18 protein-coding genes are annotated in these 20,070 nt (G+C 64.1%); 12 read left to right on the top strand and 6 right to left on the bottom strand.

The features are described from left to right. Positions 1–2,334 carry a Tex family protein gene (locus PSEST_RS19455; protein WP_015278647.1) on the bottom strand — a complete coding sequence of 778 codons (2,334 nt, stop codon included), beginning with the start codon at positions 2,332–2,334 and terminating at the stop codon, positions 1–3. A 225-nt stretch (positions 2,335–2,559) separates the two neighbouring features. On the opposite strand from PSEST_RS19455, the gene ompR reads away from it, so the two are divergent. Both ompR and PSEST_RS19445 read left to right on the top strand, forming a co-directional pair. Further along, positions 2,560–3,294 carry a two-component system response regulator OmpR gene (gene ompR / locus PSEST_RS19450; protein WP_015278646.1) on the top strand — a complete coding sequence of 245 codons (735 nt, stop codon included), beginning with the start codon at positions 2,560–2,562 and terminating at the stop codon, positions 3,292–3,294. A 76-nt stretch (positions 3,295–3,370) separates the two neighbouring features. Next, positions 3,371–4,702, top strand: a complete 1,332-nt coding sequence (locus PSEST_RS19445; RefSeq protein ID WP_015278645.1) for an ATP-binding protein — start codon at positions 3,371–3,373, stop codon at positions 4,700–4,702. A 21-nt stretch (positions 4,703–4,723) separates the two neighbouring features. Here the strand turns inward: PSEST_RS19445 and rimK are convergent, their stop codons facing one another. Both rimK and PSEST_RS19435 read right to left on the bottom strand, forming a co-directional pair. Next, positions 4,724–5,629, bottom strand: a complete 906-nt coding sequence (rimK, locus tag PSEST_RS19440; protein WP_015278644.1) for a 30S ribosomal protein S6--L-glutamate ligase — start codon at positions 5,627–5,629, stop codon at positions 4,724–4,726. Continuing rightward, positions 5,626–6,093: an ATP-dependent zinc protease gene (locus tag PSEST_RS19435; protein ID WP_015278643.1), complete on the bottom strand. Its 468-nt coding sequence runs from the start codon at positions 6,091–6,093 to the stop codon at positions 5,626–5,628. Before PSEST_RS19435 ends, rimK begins: the two co-directional genes overlap by 4 nt. A 101-nt stretch (positions 6,094–6,194) precedes the next feature. On the opposite strand from PSEST_RS19435, the gene PSEST_RS19430 reads away from it, so the two are divergent. Beyond that, the gene (locus tag PSEST_RS19430; protein WP_015278642.1) at positions 6,195–6,593 is read left to right on the top strand and encodes an RNA-binding S4 domain-containing protein; all 399 of its coding nucleotides are present in this window, start codon (positions 6,195–6,197) and stop codon (positions 6,591–6,593) included. On the opposite strand, the gene PSEST_RS19425 is transcribed toward PSEST_RS19430, so the two are convergent. After that, positions 6,590–7,381, bottom strand: coding sequence for a phosphatase PAP2 family protein (locus PSEST_RS19425; RefSeq protein ID WP_015278641.1), 792 nt, complete (start codon positions 7,379–7,381; stop codon positions 6,590–6,592). The genes PSEST_RS19430 and PSEST_RS19425 overlap by 4 nt on opposite strands. A gap of 196 nt (positions 7,382–7,577) precedes the next feature. On the opposite strand from PSEST_RS19425, the gene hslO reads away from it, so the two are divergent. From hslO to PSEST_RS19410, 3 genes are all read left to right on the top strand, one after another. Continuing rightward, positions 7,578–8,465, top strand: coding sequence for an Hsp33 family molecular chaperone HslO (hslO, locus tag PSEST_RS19420; protein ID WP_015278640.1), 888 nt, complete (start codon positions 7,578–7,580; stop codon positions 8,463–8,465). A gap of 214 nt (positions 8,466–8,679) precedes the next feature. Then, complete coding sequence (locus tag PSEST_RS19415) at positions 8,680–10,224, top strand: phosphoenolpyruvate carboxykinase (RefSeq protein ID WP_015278639.1); 1,545 nt, start codon at positions 8,680–8,682, stop codon at positions 10,222–10,224. Between the two features lie 166 nt (positions 10,225–10,390). Next, positions 10,391–10,993, top strand: coding sequence for a nitroreductase family protein (locus tag PSEST_RS19410; protein ID WP_015278638.1), 603 nt, complete (start codon positions 10,391–10,393; stop codon positions 10,991–10,993). A gap of 90 nt (positions 10,994–11,083) precedes the next feature. Here PSEST_RS19410 and PSEST_RS19405 read toward each other — a convergent pair whose 3' ends face one another. After that, entirely contained in the window at positions 11,084–11,326 is a 243-nt protein-coding gene (locus tag PSEST_RS19405; protein WP_015278637.1) for a DUF2790 domain-containing protein, read from the bottom strand. A gap of 300 nt (positions 11,327–11,626) precedes the next feature. On the opposite strand from PSEST_RS19405, the gene PSEST_RS19400 reads away from it, so the two are divergent. Beyond that, entirely contained in the window at positions 11,627–13,552 is a 1,926-nt protein-coding gene (locus tag PSEST_RS19400) for a RecQ family ATP-dependent DNA helicase (protein ID WP_015278636.1), read from the top strand. A gap of 8 nt (positions 13,553–13,560) precedes the next feature. Here PSEST_RS19400 and PSEST_RS19395 read toward each other — a convergent pair whose 3' ends face one another. Beyond that, positions 13,561–15,582: an FIST N-terminal domain-containing protein gene (locus PSEST_RS19395; RefSeq protein ID WP_015278635.1), complete on the bottom strand. Its 2,022-nt coding sequence runs from the start codon at positions 15,580–15,582 to the stop codon at positions 13,561–13,563. A gap of 366 nt (positions 15,583–15,948) precedes the next feature. On the opposite strand from PSEST_RS19395, the gene PSEST_RS19390 reads away from it, so the two are divergent. The 5 genes from PSEST_RS19390 (at position 15,949) to PSEST_RS19370 (ending at position 20,063) form a co-directional block, all read left to right on the top strand. After that, positions 15,949–16,866: an aldo/keto reductase gene (locus tag PSEST_RS19390; RefSeq protein WP_015278634.1), complete on the top strand. Its 918-nt coding sequence runs from the start codon at positions 15,949–15,951 to the stop codon at positions 16,864–16,866. Between the two features lie 31 nt (positions 16,867–16,897). Beyond that, positions 16,898–18,208 (top strand): NTP/NDP exchange transporter, encoded by a 1,311-nt coding sequence (locus PSEST_RS19385; RefSeq protein WP_015278633.1) that lies wholly within the window; start codon positions 16,898–16,900, stop codon positions 18,206–18,208. Positions 18,209–18,250: 42 nt separating this feature from the next. Then, the gene (locus tag PSEST_RS19380) at positions 18,251–18,829 is read left to right on the top strand and encodes an Sbal_3080 family lipoprotein (RefSeq protein ID WP_015278632.1); all 579 of its coding nucleotides are present in this window, start codon (positions 18,251–18,253) and stop codon (positions 18,827–18,829) included. A gap of 130 nt (positions 18,830–18,959) precedes the next feature. Continuing rightward, positions 18,960–19,382, top strand: coding sequence for an HPF/RaiA family ribosome-associated protein (locus PSEST_RS19375; protein WP_015278631.1), 423 nt, complete (start codon positions 18,960–18,962; stop codon positions 19,380–19,382). 120 nt (positions 19,383–19,502) lie between these two features. Beyond that, on the top strand, positions 19,503–20,063 hold the full coding sequence (locus PSEST_RS19370) for a phosphoglycerate mutase family protein (RefSeq protein WP_015278630.1): 561 nt from the start codon (positions 19,503–19,505) through the stop codon (positions 20,061–20,063). Positions 20,064–20,070 lie beyond the last annotated feature (7 nt).

The raw sequence follows: 20,070 nt of genomic DNA, 5'->3' as shown, positions 1-20,070 counted from the left end.
TTACTTCCTCAGCTGCTTGGCGTTGGCGAACAGCGCGGCCATGGCGGCGTTGGCCGGTGCCGGCTTGTCTTCCTTGGCATGGCGCTCGCTGCGCGGCGTGTTGCCCTGCGGCTTGCCGGCGCTGCCGCGCGCCTGGCCACCGCGTGGTCCGTCGGTCTTGGCACCGGGCGTATCGCTCATGCGCATCGACAGGCCGACGCGCTGACGCGGGATGTCCACTTCCATGACCTTGACCTTGACGATGTCACCGGCCTTGACCACCTCGTAGGGGTCCTTGACGAACTTCTCCGACAACGCGCTGATGTGCACCAGACCGTCCTGATGCACGCCGATGTCGACGAAGGCACCGAAGTTGGTCACGTTGGTCACCACGCCTTCGAGCACCATGCCCGGCTCGAGATCGCTGAGCTTCTCGACGCCTTCCTGGAACTCGGCGGTCTTGAATTCGGGGCGCGGGTCGCGGCCGGGTTTTTCCAATTCCTGAAGGATGTCGCTGACGGTCACCAGGCCGAAGCCTTCATCGGTGAACTGCTTGGGGTCTAGACGCTTGAGGAACGCCGAGTCGCCGATCAGCGAGCGGATATCGCGCCCGGTGTCCTGGGCGATGCGCTTGACCAGTGGATAGGTTTCCGGGTGCACCGCCGAGGCGTCCAGCGGGTTCTCGCCATTCATCACGCGGAGGAAGCCGGCGGCCTGCTCGAAGGTCTTCTCGCCCAGGCGCGGCACCTTCTTCAGCTCGCTGCGCGACTTGAACGCCCCGTTGGCATCGCGGAACTGCACGATGTTCTGCGCCAATGTCGAGTTGAGGCCGGAGATGCGCGCCAGCAGCGCGGCGGAAGCGGTATTCACATCGACGCCGACGGCGTTCACGCAATCCTCGACCACTGCATCCAGCGAGCGCGCCAGCTTGAGCTGGGACACGTCGTGCTGGTACTGGCCGACGCCGATGGATTTCGGGTCGATCTTCACCAGCTCGGCCAGCGGGTCCTGCAGGCGGCGGGCGATGGACACGGCGCCACGCAGGGATACGTCCAGATCGGGGAATTCCTTGGCGGCCAGTTCCGAGGCCGAGTACACCGAGGCGCCGGCTTCGCTGACCATGATCTTGGTGAGCTTGAGACCGGGCACTTTCTGGATCAGCTCGCCGGCCAGCTTGTCCGACTCGCGGCTGGCGGTGCCGTTGCCGATGGCGATCAGGTCGACGGCATGCTTGGCGCAGAGCTTGGCGAGGATCGCCAGGGTGCCGTCCCAGTCGTTGCGTGGCGCGTGCGGGTAGACCGTGGCGGTTTCCAGCAGCTTGCCGGTGGCGTCGACCACCGCGACCTTGCAGCCGGTGCGCAGGCCCGGATCGAGCGCCAGCGTCGCGCGCGGGCCGGCCGGGGCGGCCAACAGCAGGTCATGCAGGTTGCGGGCGAAGACGCCGATCGCATCATCCTCGGCCTTGTCGCGCAGCTCGCCGAGCAGATCGGTTTCCAGATGGGTGTAGAGCTTGACCTTCCAGGTCCAGCGCACCACTTCGCCCAGCCACTTGTCGGCGGCGCGGCCCCGGTTGGCGATGCCGAAGCGTTCGCCGATCATGCCTTCGCCGGGGTGCATGCTGCCCGGCGTCTCATCGCCGACCTTGAGGCTGACGCTGAGGATGCCTTCGTTACGGCCACGGAAGATCGCCAGCGCGCGGTGCGAAGGGGTGTTCTTCAGCACTTCGTCATGCTCGAAGTAGTCGCTGAACTTGGCGCCCTCGTTCTCCTTGCCCGGCACCACACGGGCGCTGAGGGTGGCGTTGTGCTTGAGGAAGTCGCGCAGCTTGGCCAGCAGGTCGGCGTCTTCGGCGAAGCGCTCCATGAGGATGTACTTGGCGCCTTCGAGCACGGCCTTCACATCGGCGAAGCCCTTCTCGGCGTCGATGAAGCGCTCGGCTTCCTGCTCTGGTGTGAGGTCCGGGTTGCCGAACAGCGCATCGGCCAGCTCACCGAGACCGGCTTCGAGGGCGATCTGGCCCTTGGTGCGGCGCTTCTGCTTATAAGGCAGGTAGAGGTCTTCGAGGCGGGTCTTGGTGTCGGCGAGGTCGATCTCGCGCTTGAGTTCGGGGGTCAGCTTGCCCTGTTCCTCGATGCTGGCGAGGATCGAGGCGCGGCGCTCGTCCAGCTCGCGCAGGTAGCGCAGACGTTCTTCCAGGTTGCGCAGCTGGGTATCGTCGAGGCTGCCGGTGACTTCCTTGCGGTAACGGGCGATGAAGGGAACGGTGGAGCCTTCGTCGAGCAGCGCCACGGCGGCGGCGACTTGTTGCGGGCGCACGCCCAGCTCGTTGGCGATACGGGAATTGATGCTGTCCATGAACCTACCTGGGTCAGTCAAACCATGCAGGCCGTGCCTGCGCGAAAGCCGGCGATTATAGGGGAACTGCGGCGGCTGGCCTCAACCGATTGCCGGTGAGCGGTCGTCAGCCGTGATCGAATGCCGCGTAGGCCTGCTGCGCGGCGAAAAATCTGCTAACAATGGCTCGCAGTAGGGCCGATCCACACTGCGCAATAATGCGCCGTCGACCATCCGGGAGTTCCCATGAGCAGCACTGCGCAAGCCAACGAAGGCGAAAAGATCCTCATCGTCGATGACGATGCCCGTCTGCGGCGTCTGCTCGAGCGTTTTCTCGATGAGCAGGGTTACCGCGTCCGTACCGTGGAAAACACCGAGCAGATGGACCGCCTGCTCAGCCGTGAGCTGTTCCAGTTGGTGGTGCTCGATCTGATGATGCCGGGCGAGGACGGTTTGTCCGCCTGCCGTCGGTTGCGCGAGGGCAACAATCAGATCCCGATCATCATGCTCACCGCCAAGGGCGACGAAGCCAGCCGTATCCAGGGCCTGGAGCAGGGCGCCGATGATTACCTGGCCAAGCCCTTCAACCCTCGCGAGCTGCTCGCGCGCATCCGTGCGGTGCTGCGTCGGCAGGCGCCGCAGGTGCCCGGCGCGCCGGCCAGCGAAGACGAGACCGTCACCTTCGGCGAGTACGAGCTGTCGCTGGCCACCCGCGAACTGAAGAAGGGCAACGAGGTGCACATGCTCACCACCGGCGAGTTCGCCGTGCTCAAGGCGCTGGTGCAGCACGCCCGTGAGCCGCTGACCCGGGACAAGCTGATGAATCTTGCCCGTGGCCGCGAGTGGGATGCGCTGGAGCGTTCTATCGACGTGCAGATTTCCCGCCTGCGCCGGCTGATCGAGCCGGACCCGTCCAAGCCGCGCTACATCCAGACCGTCTGGGGTGTCGGCTACGTGTTCGTGCCGGACGGCAACAAGTGAGTCGACCACGGCATGTCGCAGGCTCCGGGCGCGTTCGGCGCCTTGCCCGCAGCCTGAGGCGTGCCGCGGCTTTTTCATGAAGACTCCGCTCTGGTTCCCACAAAGCTTCTTCGCCCGCACCCTGTGGATGGTGCTGATCGTGGTGCTGTTCTCCAAGGTCCTGACGCTGGTCTATCTGATGACCAACGAGGACGTGCTGGTGGACCGCCAGTACAGCCACGGCGCGGCGCTGACGCTGCGCGCCTACTGGGCCGCCGATCTCGAGGACCGCGATCGCATCGGCCGCGCCGCCGGCCTGCTGCCGGTGGCCGAGCAGAACGTGCCGCGCAGCGAATATCACTGGCCCTACACCGAAATCTTCCAGCGGCAGATGCGCGACGAGCTGGGCGACGACACCGAGGTGCGCGTGCGTATCCAGCCATCCACGGCGATCTGGGTGCGCGCGCCAAACCTCGGCCCGGACTGGGTGCAGGTGCCGCTCTATGCCTATCCGCTGCGCGGCCAGCGCATCTGGAGCGTGCTCGGCTGGTTCCTCGGTATCGGCCTGCTGTCCACCGGCGCGGCCTGGATCTTCGTCAGCCAGCTCAACCTGCCGCTCAAGCGGCTGGTCTTCGCTGCACGGCAGATCGGCAAGGGCCGACGGGTGCGGCTGCCGATCAGTGACACGCCGAGCGAGATGACCGAGGTCTATCGCGCCTTCAACCAGATGGCCGAGGACGTCGAGCAGGCCGGCCGCGAGCGCGAGCTGATGCTCGCCGGCGTGTCCCACGACCTGCGCACGCCGCTGACGCGCTTGCGCCTGTCGCTGGAGCTGATGAGCAGCGACGACGAGCTGACCGAGGACATGATCCGCGATGTCGAGGATATGAACGCCATCCTCGACCAGTTCCTCGCCTTCGTGCGCGACGGCAGCGACGAGCCGGTGGAAACCACCGACCTCGGCGAGCTGATCCGCGAAGTGGTGGCACCCTACAATCAGCAGCAGGAAACCGTGCGGCTGTGCGTCGAGCCGATGCCGCCGTTCGCCCTGCGCCGGGTGTCGATCAAGCGTCTGCTGGTCAATCTGATCGAGAACGCCCTGCGCTACGCCGGTGGTGGGGTGGAGGTGGCAGCCTATGTCTCTGGCGACCAGCACGCGCCGTACGTGGTGCTCAGCGTGCTGGACCGCGGCCCGGGGGTCGATCCGGCCGAGCTGGAAGGCATCTTCAATCCTTTCATTCGCGGCGATCGTGCCCGTGGCGGGCAGGGCGCCGGGCTGGGGTTGGCGATCGTCAAGCGCATCGCCTCGCAGCACGGCGGCATCGTCGAACTGCGCAACCGCGAGGGCGGCGGTCTGGAGGCCCGGGTCAGCCTGCCGCTGGGCTTGCTGTTGCCGCGCGATGCGGTGCAGGGCAAGCCGGCGGAATAGCCGGCTCTCAGGGCTGCTCGATCAGCCCTTGCCCTTGGTGCGGGTCAGGTGCGGGCCGCCGTTCTTTTCCAGGTACTGGATGATCAGCCCGGCGACGTCCTTGCCGGTGGTTTCCTCGATGCCGGCCAGGCCCGGCGAGGAGTTCACTTCCATCACCAGCGGGCCGTGGTTGGAACGCAGGATGTCGACGCCGGCGACGTTCAGGCCCATCACCTTGGCCGCGCGGATGGCGGTCATGCGTTCTTCCGGGGTGATCTTGATCAGGCTGGCGGAGCCCCCGCGGTGCAGGTTGGAGCGGAATTCGCCGGGCTTGGCCTGGCGTTTCATCGCGGCGATGACCTTGTCGCCGACCACGAAGCAGCGGATATCGGCGCCGCCGGCTTCCTTGATGTACTCCTGCACCATGATGTCCTGCTTCAGGCCCATGAACGCTTCGATCACCGACTCGGCGGCTTTCTCGGTTTCGCAGAGCACCACGCCGATGCCCTGGGTGCCTTCGAGCACCTTGATCACCAGCGGCGCGCCATTGACCATGCGGATCAGGTCGGGGATGTCATCCGGCGAGTGGGCGAAGCCGGTCACCGGCAGACCGACGCCACGTCGCGATAGCAATTGCAGCGCGCGCAGCTTGTCGCGCGAGCGAGCGATGGCGACCGATTCGTTGAGCGGGAACACACCCTGCATCTCGAACTGGCGCAGTACGGCGCAGCCATAGAAGGTCACCGAGGCGCCGATGCGCGGGATCACCGCGTCGAAGCCCTCCAGCGGCTTGCCGCGGTAGTGGATCTGCGGCTTGTGGCTGGCAATGTTCATGTACGCGCGCAGCGTATCGATCACCACCACCTCATGGCCCCGTTGCTGACCGGCTTCGACCAGGCGTCGGGTGGAATACAGGCGCGGATTGCGCGACAGCACGGCGATTTTCATTGGGCACCGGAGGAAGTGAGGATCTGGGGTTTGTCCTGGATATAGGTTCGCGACGGATCGATCAGCCATTGCCCGTCGATCAGTGCCTTCGAGCCGAGCAGCAGCCGGTAGCGCATGGTCTTGCGGCAGGTGAGGGTGAACTCCACCGGCCACACGTGGCTGCCGAGCGCCAGCAAAGTGCGCACCACGTAGCGTGTCTGCACCTGGCCGTTGGAACTCTTGATCAGCTTGCGGGTGACCAGCGGCGCCTCGCAGCGATGACGGCGCTGCACCAGCGTGCCCAGATGCGCGGTGAAGCGAACCCAGCGCTGCCCGTCGCGTTCGAATTCGCTGATCTCGGTAGCATGCAGTGCCGAGGTACTGGCGCCGGTATCGACCTTCGCGCGCAGGCCCACCACACCGAGATCCGGCAGGGCGATCCACTCACGCAGACCGATCACGGTATGGGGGTCGAGTCTCTTCAATGGGAGCGTCCGAAGATTTTGCCGGCATTCTAGTCGGCGCGCATGACATCTGCATCCGTCTGTAACACCCTAGAACGACGTGTAGGAGATAGAGCTGGACGATGGCTGAAAAAGACGACGACAAGGTGCGCCTGGACAAGTGGTTGTGGGCCGCGCGCTTCTTCAAGACCCGCGCCTTGGCCAAGGCTGCCATCGAGGGTGGCAAGGTGCACTGTCGCGGCGAGCGCTGCAAGCCCAGCAAGGAGCCCAAGCTAGGCGACGAGCTGGTGATTCGCATCGGTTTTGACGAGCGCACGGTGGTCATTCGTGCGCTGTCCGCTGTTCGCCGCGGCGCGCCCGAGGCGCAGACGCTCTATGAGGAAACGCCACAAAGCCTGGCGGCGCGCGAGAACGCGGCGGCCCAGCGCAAGGCAGGTGCGCTGGGCATGCAGACGGATGGCCGGCCGAGCAAGAAGCAGCGCCGGCAGATCCAGCTGCTGCGCGACTTCAAACCTGGCTAGTCACGCAGCACAGCCATCCGTCGTAGCAGCGGTAGTTTGCCGGCAAGCTGCATCGGCGGACGGACGATCCATTGCAGCAGTGCCGCGATGTGCGCGGCGACCGGCGTGCAGTAACCCCAGCCGAGTGCCAGCGCGGCGATCAGCAGGCCGCCGACGAAGTCATCGCTGAACCAGTGCGCGCCGGCGACCAGGCGCGGCAGCATGAACAGCAGCGTGACGCCTAGTATCACGGCCAGCCGGCTGCCACGGGCGAACAGCGCCATGAACAGCCCCCAGATCAGCAACACCGAGGCGTGGTCGCCAGGGAAGCTGCGGCTGGAGCGATCCTTGAGCTCGAACACTCGCTCGAGCAGCGGGAAGTGATCGCTCAGGTGGTAGGCGCCAGGGATCTCGAGCGAAGGGCTGGCGTGCTGCCAGCCGAAGTGGCTGGCCAGTTTGGTCACCAGCACACGGATGACCAGCAGTACCAGCAACAAGCCGATAAAGGTGAACAGCGCCGGGCGCAGTTGGTGTTGGGCAAACAGCCAATCGCGGCGAATCAGCAAGGTCAACAGCAGCGCACCGACGAGAATGTCGAACACGCGAATACTGCTCAGCGCCCACAGCCAGTCCCACCATCCGACGGCCCCCAGCGAGCCGTTGAGCAGCCGAAACACTGCGTGGTCGACTGCATCCCATAGCGCCCGAGTGGTCGGCCATAGCCAGCTGAGCAACAGCAGCCCGGCAAATAGCTGCGAGACCAGCAATGGCAGCGGCCGCCAGCGGGCCTGCGGGGTATTCATGGACATGGCTAATTTCCACCGCGGATTTCGATGGCGCGCGATGGTAGTGCGCGTCATTGCGCCTGTCCTGGCCATCTGCCAGCCGTTCAGCCGCGGTTCAGCTTCGCCGTGTTCGGGGCAGCCACCCGGCGGCCGCCCTTGGTCCGCGCTGGCTTTGCGCCTAAAATCGCCGCTTCCTCCGCCGTTTCCTGCGAGCCCCGGCATGTCCGACCAGACCCAGCGTTTTCTCTTCGATGATTCCGATGTTCGCGGCGAGATCGCCACGCTAGACCACAGCTTCCAGCATGTCCTGGCCAAGCACAGCTACCCGGAACCCGTCGCCCAGCTGCTCGGCGAATTGCTGGCTGCCGCTGCGTTGCTGGTCGGCACGCTCAAATTCGACGGGCTGCTGATTCTCCAGGCCCGCTCCAGCGGTGCCGTGCCGCTGCTGATGGTCGAGTGTTCCAGCGCCCGTGATGTGCGCGGCATCGCCCGCTACCATGCCGAGCAGATCCAGGCGGGCGCTACCCTGGGCGAGCTGATGCCCGAAGGCATGCTGGCGATCACCGTCGACCCCGCCAATGGTCAGCGCTATCAAGGCATCGTCGATCTGGATGGCATCAATCTGGCTGAGTGCCTGACCAACTACTTCGCCACTTCCGAACAACTGCCGACGCGCTTCTGGCTGAACGCCGACAGCCGTCGCGCCTGTGGCTTGCTGTTGCAGCAGCTGCCGGCCGACCGCATCAAGGATGCCGAGGAGCGCGACGCCAGCTGGCAGCACCTGCGTACCCTGGCTGATACCCTTACCGCAGAAGAGTTGCTCGGGCTAGATGGCGAGACGGTGTTGCACCGTCTGTATCACGAAGAGCAGCTGCGTCTGTTCGATGCACTGCCGATCCGTTTCCGCTGCAGCTGTTCGCGCGAGCGTTCGGCTCGTGCATTGATCAGCCTGGGTGAGGAAGATGCGCAGCAGCTCGTCACCGAGCAGGGCGGGGCGGTGACTATCGATTGCCAGTTCTGCAACGAGAAATATACCTACGACGCCGCCGATGTGGCTCAGCTGTTCGCCGGCGGTGGCAGCGACAGCCCATCGGATACTCGTCACTGACTTCATCGGCTGCGCGGCAGTCGGCCGTTCGATACGGTGGGTAGCGAGGCGAGGATGGATCAGTAGCCAGGCAATGAACTATTTGGCCATCACGGCCTCATACCCAGCGCGGCGCATTATCTGGCATAATCGCGCGCACTTTTTTCGATGTAGTTCGCTCTTTGGCGGGCTACAACAGCATGGAGGAATCGGCCCAGGGCCGACGGGAACACTCATGACGCAAGCCACCAACGCCGTGTACACCGACATCAGCACCGCTCAACTGATTGAAGAAGCCGTCAAGCGCGGAGAGGGCGAACTGTCCGCCAATGGCTCTCTGGTGGTGAAGACCGGGCACCGCACGGGTCGTTCTCCGGCTGACCGCTTTATCGTCGAAGAGCCCAGCACCCAGCACAAGATCGCCTGGGGCCCGATCAACCGTCCGTTCCCGGCTGGCAACTTCGAAGCGCTGTGGAATCGCGTCGAAGCCTACGTCGCCGAGCGTGACAGCTTCGTTTCCCATGTCCATGTCGGCGCCGATCCCGAGCACTACCTGCCGGTCAAGATGACCACCGAGACCGCCTGGCACAACCTGTTCGGCCGTTGCCTGTTCATCACCCCCGAGCAGTTCAATCAGGCCAGCCTGAGCGAGTGGCGCATTCTCAACGCACCGTTCTTCCAGTGCGTTCCCGAGCGTGACGGCACCAATTCCGATGGCTGCGTGATCATCAACTTCGCCGAGAAGAAAGTGCTGATCGCCGGCATGCAGTACGCCGGTGAAATGAAGAAAGCCATGTTCTCCGTGCAGAACTTCCTGCTGCCGGACGTCGACGTGCTGCCGATGCACTGCGCGGCCAACATCGGCGAAGACGGCGACACCACACTGTTCTTCGGCCTGTCCGGCACCGGCAAGACCACCCTGTCGGCGGACGAAAGCCGCTACCTGATCGGTGACGACGAGCATGGCTGGGGCGTTGGCCGCGTGTTCAACATCGAGGGCGGTTGCTACGCCAAGTGCATCGATCTGTCCGAGAAGAACGAGCCGGTAATCTGGAAGGCCATCAAGTTCGGCGCCGTGCTGGAGAACGTGGTGCTCGACGAGCGTACCCGTCTGCCTGACTACGCCGATGCCAGCCTGACCCAGAACAGCCGCGCCGCCTACCCGCTGCAGCACGTCGAGAAGCGCTCCGAGAAGAACCTCGGCGGTGAGCCGAATGCGGTCATCTTCCTGACCTGCGACCTGACCGGCGTACTGCCGCCGGTGTCGATCCTGAACAACGAGCAGGCTGCCTACCACTTCCTCTCCGGCTACACCGCGCTGGTCGGCTCCACCGAGATGGGTTCGGGCAGCGGTATCAAGTCGACCTTCTCCACCTGCTTCGGCGCGCCGTTCTTCCCGCGTCCGGCTGGCGAGTATGCCGAGCTGCTGATCAAGCGTATCAACGGCTTCGGCTCCAAGGTCTACCTGGTCAACACCGGCTGGACCGGCGGTGGCTACGGCGTTGGCAAGCGCTTCAACATTCCGACCACCCGTGCGGTGATCGCTGCGATCCAGAGCGGTGCGCTGATCGGTGCCGAGACCGAGCATCTGCCGATCATCAACCTGGACGTGCCGAAGGCCGTCGCCGGCGTCGACACCCAGCTGCTGAACCCGCGCAACACCTGGGCCGACAAGAGCGCCTACGATCAGGCCGCAAAGGAACTGGCAGCCAAGTTCGTCGAGAACTTCAAGAAGTTCGACGTCTCCGACGCCATCCGCAACGCCGGCCCGCAGCTCTAAGCTGCCCGCCGCGTCCTTGAAAAAGCCGCCTTCGGGCGGCTTTTTCGTTTGCGTCAGGTGCGCCTCGGATCAAATGGGTCGATGATTCTTATCGGTTTAGGCGCATGGATTCGATCGATTGGCACCCTTAGCATGGCGCCACTGTTTTTCTATGAGGGGCACCGCCATGAATACCGAAGAAGCCATCCGCAGCCGTCGCGCCGTCAAGGCCTACGACCCGAGCTTTCAGCTGAGCCGTGAAGAAAAGGACGAGCTGCTGCAGCTGGCGCTGCTGGCACCGTCTGCCTTCAACCTGCAACACGTACGACTGGTCGAAGTTAGCGACCCGGCACTGCGTGCGCAGATTCGCGAAGTGGGCTGGAACCAGGCGCAGATGACCGACGCCTCGATGCTGGTGGTGATCTGCGCCCAGATCGATAGCTGGGAAAAGGATGTCCGCCGCGTCTGGGACGGTGCACCAAGCGAGGTGCAGGATTTCATGGCCGGCGCCATTGACGCCTATTACCGTGGCAAACCGCAGGTCCAGCGTGACGAAACCATGCGCAGCTGCGGGCTGATGGCGCAGACCTTGATGCTCGCCGCGCGGGCCAAGGGCCTCGACTCGTGCCCCATGGATGGCTTCGATTTCGATGCGGTCGGCAAACTGATCAACCTGCCAGACAACCATGTGATCGCCTTGATGGTCGCGGTGGGCAAGCGTGCCGCCGAGCCCAAGCCGCGCATCGGCAAGCTGCCATTCGATGAAGTAGTGATCCGCGATCGCTTCTGACGCTCTACCGAGTCCGACACGCGCCTGCGTTGGGCCCGGCGCCTCAGTCGCGCTCGGGCCCGCTGCGTTTCCGCCCGGCTCGGCTGGTGATCAGTTCTGATATCTGCAGGCTTCTGCCAGCGTCCGGTAAGCCAGCTTGCGCTCGGCTCCGGTCGAATCGCGATAGGTCATCACCGCGTCGGTTACTTCGCAGTACGGAGTCGGCTTGAGCTCCAGCGAAAGGACCGCGGCGACGTCCAGCTGGGTGCCGTAGGTATAGGGCGTGGCTTTGACGTCATTGGCCTGGGCGAGAGAGGAAAGCAGCAGGGCAGTGGCGATAAGGGATGTACGCATGGCAGGGCATCCTGTTCTAGTCATAGGTCCGTCCTGTTCACGTGCCTGATCACCTGATCGGGCGCGCTTGTGCTTGTTCTCAGGAGCCCGGCCATCGTAGGACTAGGTAGCCACCTAACGGTAATTGTCGATTCCAATCCTGCCGATTGACTGAAATGGCTCGCCGCTTCGCTGCGACCAGTCCTTCTCGCACGCCGATCCCGGTGTTTCCAGACGGCTGGCCCCACTTGTTGGTCGCTTTGCAGTACCGTCTCCCTCCTTTTGCTACCTTCCGGCCTCCAGTCAAAGGAGTGACTCCGCATGATCGAGCAGACCCTCGTCCAGACATTCGGCTACGACCGCTTCCGTACCGGCCAGGAGCAGGCCATTCGCGCTGTGGTGGCCGGCCGCTCGGTGGCGGCGATCTTTCCAACCGGCTCCGGAAAATCCCTGTGCTACCAGCTGCCGGCGCTGCTGTTGCCGCATCTGACCCTGGTGGTCTCACCCTTGTTGGCACTGATGCAGGACCAGCTGGCGTTCCTGCACCGGCACGGCATTGCCGCCGCCAGCATCGACTCGGCGCAGAGCCGCGAGCAGGCCAGCGAGACCATGGCGCGCGCCAAGTCCGGCGAGCTGAAGATCCTGATGATTTCGGTGGAGCGGTTGAAGAACGAGCGCTTTCGCAATTTCATCAGCCAGGTGCCGATCTCGCTGCTGGTAGTGGACGAGGCGCACTGCATCTCCGAGTGGGGGCACAACTTCCGGCCGGATTACCTCAAGCTCCCCGACTACCAGCGTCAGTTCAACATTCCCCAGGTGCTGCTGCTGACCGCCACGGCGACGCCGCCGGTGATCGCCGACATGCAGGGCAAATTCGCGATTGCCGCGGATGACGTGGTCACCACCGGCTTCTACCGGCCCAACCTCAATCTGCTGGTGGAGCCGGTCAGCGGCTTCAACAAGCAGCGCCGGCTGGTGGAATGGCTGGGCGACAAGAGCGGCCAGCCCACCATCGTCTACGTCACCCAGCAGAAGACCGCCGAACAGATTGCCGAGCACTTGGCGCAGCGCGGTTTTCCGGCCAGCGCCTATCACGCGGGTATGGCGCACGAGCTGCGCGAATCGATCCAGCGCCGCTTCATGGCCGGCGAGCTGAACTGCATCGTCGCCACCATCGCCTTCGGCATGGGCATCGACAAGGCGGACATCCGCAACGTGGTGCACTACGACCTGCCCAAGTCGGTGGAGAACTACAGCCAGGAGATCGGCCGAGCCGGGCGCGACGGACAGCCGTCCGACTGCCTGGTACTGGCCAATCGCGACAGCCTCAGCGTGCTGCAGAACTTCGTCTACGGCGATACGCCGGAGCGCGAGGGCATCCGCTGTGTGCTCGACGAGCTGCTGCAGGCCGGCGCCGGCGGGCAGTGGGAGCTGATGCTCAATCAGCTATCGGACCAGAGCAATATTCGCCAGCTGCCGCTGAAAACCCTGCTGGTGCAACTGGAGCTGCGCGGCATCATCGCGCCACGCTTCGCCTACTTCGCCGAATACCGCTTCAAGTACCTGCTCGAACCCGAGGCGCTGGTGGCGAAGTTCGAAGGCGAGCGGCGGCAGTTCGTCGAGGCCATCGTGCACAGCTCGGCGCGGGCACGGACCTGGTGCACGCTGGATTTCGACGCGCTTTATCAGCAACACGGCGCCGACCGCGCGCGGGTGGTCAAGGCGTTGGAGTACTTCCAGGAAAAGGGCTGGATCGAGCTGGAGAGCAAGCAGATGACCGAGGTCTATGCGCTGCTCGACACGGGCTTCGATGCCGAAGCTCTGAGCGCCGAGCTGCACGCCTATTTCAAGCAGCACGAAGCCAGTGAAATCACCCGCATCGACAACATGCTGGCGCTGTTCGAATCCGCCGAATGCCTGAGCCAGCGGCTGGCCGCCTATTTCGGTGATCGCCAGGCACCACAGCACTGCGGGCATTGCTCGGTCTGTCGTGGACAGGTCGCGCACCTGCCGGAACCGCCGACGCTGGCGCCACTGGATCAAACGGACCTGGCCGGCCGCTGCGTCGAATTCAGTCAGCGCTACATGCAGCTAAAGGGCAGCGCGCCCAGCACCGAATGCCTGACACGTTTTCTCTGCGGCATCAGCGTACCGGTGTTCACCAGGCTCAAGGCGCGGCAGCTCCCTGGTTTCGCCTCGCTGGAGGCCTATCCCTACGCCGAGGTTCGCGCGCGGCTGACGCGGTAGCCATCGTCTCAGCGTGCGGTCAGGCCGATCAGTCGGTCAGCGACGCCCTTGGTCTGGCGTGAGGTGCCGGCGGTGAGGTTGCTCGAATTTTCCAGCGCATCGAGCAGTCCGGTCAGCGAGCCGACACCGGCCGACTGGGTCTCGATGTGTTGCGCCACCGCCCGAATCTCGCTGGCCAGGCGGTCGATATCGGTGCCGATTTCCTCGGCGTTCTTGCCGGTGATCTCGGCCAGTTTGCGCACTTCGTCGGCGACCACCGCAAAGCCGCGGCCCATCTCGCCTGCACGCGCAGCCTCGATAGCCGCATTGAGTGCCAGCAGATTGGTCTGCCCGGCGATCTGCTGGATGGTCTGCACCACCGACTGGATGCGCTGGCTTGACTGCGCCAGATCGCGGGCGCTGCTGACCACCTCGTCGGCCTGATGGACCATCTGCTTGACCGAGCTGCCGGCCTGTTCGATGACGGTGCCCTGCTGGTTGATGTTCAGCGTCAGGTCGTCCATCGAGCCGTGCAGCTCGTTGGCGCACTGGCTCAGCTGCTCGGACATGGACTGCCGTTCATGGTCGGCCTGGGACAGCACCTGGCCAAGGTCGGCCAAACCACGGAACACCGGGCGGATGTGTTCGTCGAGGCCGTTGATGTCCACCGCGCTGCTGTAGTCCTGGCGCTTAAACTGCTCGATCTGCTTGACCACCACCTGGCTCAGGCCGGTGAGCTTCTTGATCTGCCGGCGCAGGAAGAACGCCTTGAACTCACCGTGGTAGGCGATGAAGTTGTCGGTGTATTCGTCGTGGAAGTCGTCCTTGCCGTTGGTGCGGAAGAAGAACACCGCGGTCAGCGTCTGGTTGAGATTGAGGCCGAGGATCTCGCCGAAGGTCGAGTAACCAGCCACCGGCACGTCATCGAACACTGGGTCCATGCCGCCCAGTGCTTGCTCGTTGTTCAGCCGGCGCAGGATGCAGTCGTTGAGGATGCCCACCAGCGGCTTGCCGGGCTTGTTGCGCATGAACTGCTGATAGTCACGGCGGGTGGTTTCGGCCAGCGGCGTGCGCTTGACCATGATCAGCTCCTCCCCCGGCGCGACATCGCAGAACAGGTGCACGCGCTCGTTGGCGAAGTCGATCTGCGAGATCGAACGAACAAACACCTCCTGGCCGACGCGGATGGCGAACGAGTAGTCGGCCAGCCGTTGCTCGAGCTCCTGTGGCGCACACTTGAGCGCCTCGCAGAGGGCCTGCACCATCGTGCGAATGTTGCCGCGGGCGTCGACCACCTGGCTGATGTAGCGGTCTTCCAGGGAGGCGCTGAGCACGTTCAGGCTCAGCGCCGTCGGCTCGAAGTTCTGACTCTTGAACACGCCGAAGCGCACATCGCGTGCGCACTTGAGGAAGACGATCAGCGCATGGTTCTGGTAGCTGCGCTTGCCGTCATGCAGCTGGGTTTTCTGGAAATCCAGCTTGCCACCGGCCGAGCCGCCGACGAACAGGCAGGGGAACCGCCCGGATTCGTACAGCGCCTCCATGAAGAATGATTCCGATGCGGACAGGCCGTCGAAGAAGATGTTCGCCAGGGTGTCGCGATAGTCGATCTTCATCGACACCTGCACGCGTTTGATCGAGGCGGTCAGGCGCGCGATGCGTTCGCCCATGGATAGCCGTTGGCCCTGCCCGCGAATGTCCTCGCACTCCAGCGGCACCAGGATGATCTCGGCCGCCGCGATGACGCTCGCATCGAACAGCTGTAGCACCACGCCATCCCACTGCCCGCTGGTGGCGCAATACAGCTGGCGACTCTCGCTCGAAAGCTCGCCGGCGGTACTGCACAAACTTATCGTCGCGCGCGGAAAACGCTGCCGCAGCTGCTGGGCCACCGAATCGATGTCGACATGGGGTGAGACGAAGCCGGCGATATAGGTCGGCTCGAAGCGGAGCCCGGCCAATTCTGCTGCCAGCTGCCGAGCACTGACGTGCAGACCGAGAACACCTTCGCCGGCACCGGTGCCGGCCTTGAGACGGGAAAACAGGGACATGGTCATCACTCTCATGCTGGTCGGCGGGTAGCGCAGCGTCGCGCGTGGTCTATCGGATAGAAGAGCTATCGGCAGCGACCGGCAGTGCAGCAATACCGTCTGGCGCCTTGCCGCAGGAAAGAAGACCGTAGCGAGTGTCAGCCGGCGTGACCATGCCTCAATGGTTGCTGTACGAAAGTAGGGGCTGGAGGACGCGACGCCACTGCGCAGCGCAGTCGAGTACACATGCAGCCTGCCGCGCCCCATGTCAGCAACATCAGGAAAAGGGTTAGCCGTCGCGCCCGCAACCGATTGCTGCAGCCAGGGCCATACTCGTTGGGCTCATGCCGTTAGGCTGCCCATCGACTTGGTTACAGGAGGACGCCCATGTATCGCCGTCGTCAGTTTCTGCAAGGTTCGGCCGTCTGCATGGCCATTGCGGCGCTCGGTCCGTTGTTGCCGGCGCTCAGCTTTGCCGCGCAGGGCGTGCTGAGGAGAACTATCCCCAGCAGTGGTGAGGCGCTTCCGGTCATCGGACTTGGCACCTCGATCACCCACAACACGAGCCTGGACGACCCGCAGATGGAGCGCCTGCTCGAGGTGTTGCGCGTGCTGGTCGAGGGCGGTGCCTCGCTGATCGACACCGCGCCGAGCTACGGTAATGCCGAGCGTGTCGTCGGCGAGTTGGTCAAGCGTCACAGCCAGCGCGACAAGGTCTTTCTTGCCAGCAAGGTATCGTCGACCGGGCGTGAGCGCGGCATGGCGCAGATCGAGGCGAGCTTCCAGGCACTGCAGACCGACACCATCGACCTGATCCAGGTGCACAACCTGCAGGACACCAGCACCCAGCTCGGCCTGCTGCGTGAACTCAAGCAGGAAGGGCGGGTGCGCTACATCGGCGTGACGCATTATCTGGAGTCCGCCCATGACCGTCTGCTGGAAACGCTGAAGCAGGAGCCGGTCGATTTCGTCCAGTTCAACTACTCGGTCAGCGAGCGCAACGCCGAGAAACAGTTGCTGCCGTACTGTGCCGACAACGGCATCGCCACGCTGATCAACCGGCCGTTCACCCGTGGCAACCTGCTCTCCCGCGTCAAGGACAAGCCGCTGCCGGCCTGGGCTGCGGAGATCGATGCCAGCTCATGGGCGCAGCTGCTGCTCAAGTTCATCCTCGCCGAGCCGGCGGTGACGGCGGTCATTCCAGCCACCTCGAACCCGCGCTACATGGCCGACAACCTTCTAGCGGGGCAAGGCCGGCTGCCGGATCAGCGCCAGCGGCAACTGATCGTCGAAGCGTTCCGCTGAGCCTGACCTCTAGTCAGCTGTTGGAGGGCGCATGCTCGCATCGCTAGCCACACGCGCCGCCGCCCTGATCAATGCCCGTCCCGGCGAACTGCGCGCGGCGCTGGCCGGTTTCGGCCTGTTCTTCTGCCTGTTTGCCGGCTATTTCATGCTGCGGCCGATTCGCGAGTCGATGGGCATTCAGGGCGGCGTCGAGAACCTGCAGTGGCTGTTCACCGCGACCTTCTTCGCCATGCTGGTGGCGGTGCCTCTGTTCGCCTGGCTCAACTCTCGCGTGGCGCGTATCCATTACATCGACTGGGTCTACGGCTTCTTCTGCCTCAACCTGCTGTTTTTTGCCGGATTGTTCTTCCTGCTGCGCGACAGCATCTGGCTGGCGCGCGTGTTCTACGTGTGGATATCGGTCTACAACCTGTTCGTGGTGTCGGTGGCCTGGAGCCTGATGGCCGACGTGTTTGACGCGCCCCAGGCACGCCGGCTGTTCGCTTTCATCGCGGCCGGCGCCAGCGTGGGCGGGCTGGTCGGTCCAGCGCTGAGTGCCTTGCTGGTGGGCGTACTCGGGCAGTTCGGGCTGATGCTGCTGGCCGCGCTGCTGCTGGCCGTCGCGGTGGCGATCAAGCACTACCTGATGGCGTGGCGCGAACTGCTGGGTGCCGGGCGGCCCGGTGCCGAGCATGCGGAAAGTCCGAACCGCCCGGTTGCCGGCAATCCATTCAGTGGCCTGACCCGCGTGCTGGGCTCGGGCTACCTGCTTGGCGTAGCCGCATTCGTGCTGCTGCTGACCACCGCGAGTACCTTTCTCTACTTCGAGCAGGCACGGCTGGTGGCTGAGCTGTTTCCTGATCGCGCCGAGCAGGTACGCGTGTTTGGTGCGATCGATTTCGTGGTGCAGGCCGGCGCGCTGTTATCCCAGCTGTTCATCACCGGCCGGGTCGCCCAGCGCTTGGGTGTCCGTGTGCTGCTCGCCGCGGTGCCGGCGCTGGTCTGCCTGGGCTTCATCGGCTTGGCACTGGCACCGACCTTTGCCGTACTGGCCGCGCTGATGATCGTCCGCCGCATCGGTGAGTACGCCTTCGTTCGCCCCGGTCGGGAAATGCTCTTCGCGCCGTTGGATGCCGAGAGCAAGTACAAGGCGAAGAACTTCATCGATACGGTGGTCTACCGCGGCGGCGATGCCTTGAGCGGCTGGGCCAAGAGCCTGCTCGACAGCCTCGGGCATGGCGCCTGGCTGGTTGCCCTGGTCGGTGCCATATGCGCAGCAGTGTGGGGGGCGGTGGGCTGGTTCCTCGGCGGGCGAGCGGACCTGGCCAGCAAGCGAACCGACACGACTCGTCAGGCCGCTTGATGGCACAATGCCGTCTCTTTGCTTTCTAGACAGGACGTCAACATGCGCGCCGCGCCGCTGCCCGTACTTTTCGCCATGCTTTTCATGACCGGCTGCAGTATCAAGCAGACCGTCACTCCCGCCAATCTATCGGCTGAGCTCGCGCCCGAGATCTGCACGATACCGGCTGTCGGGCTCCGTGCTGGCTTCAATACCACCTATCAGCAACTTCTTCGGGACAAGGGCTTCAAGACCCGTCAGCTTGCCGCGGGCAGCAGCCCGACTCGTTGTCCGTTAAGTACGACCTATACCGGTACGTGGCGTTGGGACCTGCTGTTGTATATGAGCTATGCCGACATTCGTGTCTATGAAAATGGCCGCCAGGTCGGTCAGGCCGAGTATGACGCTCGCTGGGGCAGCGGCCGACCAGACAAATTCATCAGCGCCGAGGACAAGATCGCGGAACTGACCCATCAACTGTTTCCCAGCGGAGCCCAGAGCCTCGGTGTCGTTGCAGAGAAGACTGTCGATGCGCCGCTGAGCAAAGATGCCTATCTGCAGCATCAACTCAAGCAGCTGATGAACGAGAACCTTCCATACGATCAATACCAGCAGCGCTATCGCGCGCTGATGCAGGAATGAAGGACTTAGACGCGTCCCTGGCGACCAGCCAGTCGACTCGCCAAGTCCGGCAACCGGACGAAGCAGCTGAACCTCGTCGGCGCGCACGCCTCGAACCCTAGTAGGTACGTCATCTATCAGGAGTAGTCGTATGCATGTTCAGGTCAATAGCAACCATATTCCCGGCAGCGTCGAGCTGCACGAGTGGGTCGGTACGACCGTAGAGGATCGGCTCGAGCGCTTCGACGATTTCCTTACTCGGGTCGAGGTCCATATCAGCGACGAGAACGCGCAGAAGGCCGGCGCCGATGACAAGCGTTGCCAGATCGAGGCGCGGCCCAAGGGGCATCAGGCCGTGTCGGTGACGCACAAGGCCGAGTCGCTGCAGCTTGCGGTCGACGGCGCAGCGGACAAGATGCAGCATGCGCTGGAGCATCTGGTGGGCAAGCTGGACACCCGCGTGCTGTCCAGTGGAGAGCTGAACGATCCGCTGCTCGACGAGCAGCCGCAGGCCGTCAAGGATGCGATGCTCGAAGAAGAGTTCCTGGAAAAGCAGAACGAGCTGGACAAGTGATGCCCTCGCCCCGGCTGTTTGCCGGGGCGATTCATTTCAAATTTTCCTGCCGACATCCTCTCCAAGCCGTAGCGGAAGCAAGCTCGCTTGGCCAGCTCGTTTCCTATTCGGTTGACACTCATGCAGATCATTCTCGTGCGGCACGGCAGACCCGACCATGGCGCCGCGCGATGGAGCACGCCCAGAGGCATGAAGACCTGGGTCGAGCGCTACAACGCTGCCGATGTCGTCGCTGCCGAGCGCCCGGACCGTCTGGTCGCGCTGGCCGGCTCTGTTGGCATCGTGGTGTGCAGCTCCCTGCAGCGCTGCATCGAATCGCGCGCGTATCTGGAATGCGACTGCTGCGAGCTGCCTGATCCGCTGTTCGCCGAGCCGCACCTGCCGTATCCGGACTGGGGTTTGCCCTTGTTGCCTTCACGGTTCTGGCGACTGGCGTTTCGTTCGGCCTGGTTCCTCGGCTTTGCCAGCCATACCGAGCACATCCGGGAGTCCACCAGGCGTGCCAGCGCAGCGGCAGATCGCTTGATCGGACTGGCCGAGACCAATGAAAGCGTGCTGCTGATGGGGCACAGGGTCATGAATGCGTTGATCGCCCGCCAGCTTCGCCAGCGCGGCTGGCGTGGTCCCGCGTTGCCGCTGCTCACCGGCTACTGGCAGCCGAGCCGTTACACCAAGGCGTAGCGCCTGA

The sequence above is a fragment of the Stutzerimonas stutzeri RCH2 genome (assembly GCF_000327065.1).
Classification (GTDB): Bacteria; Pseudomonadota; Gammaproteobacteria; order Pseudomonadales; family Pseudomonadaceae; genus Stutzerimonas; species Stutzerimonas stutzeri_AE.
The sequence above is the reverse complement of the archived record's forward strand: the minus strand, read 5'-3'. Positions and strand labels throughout refer to the sequence as shown.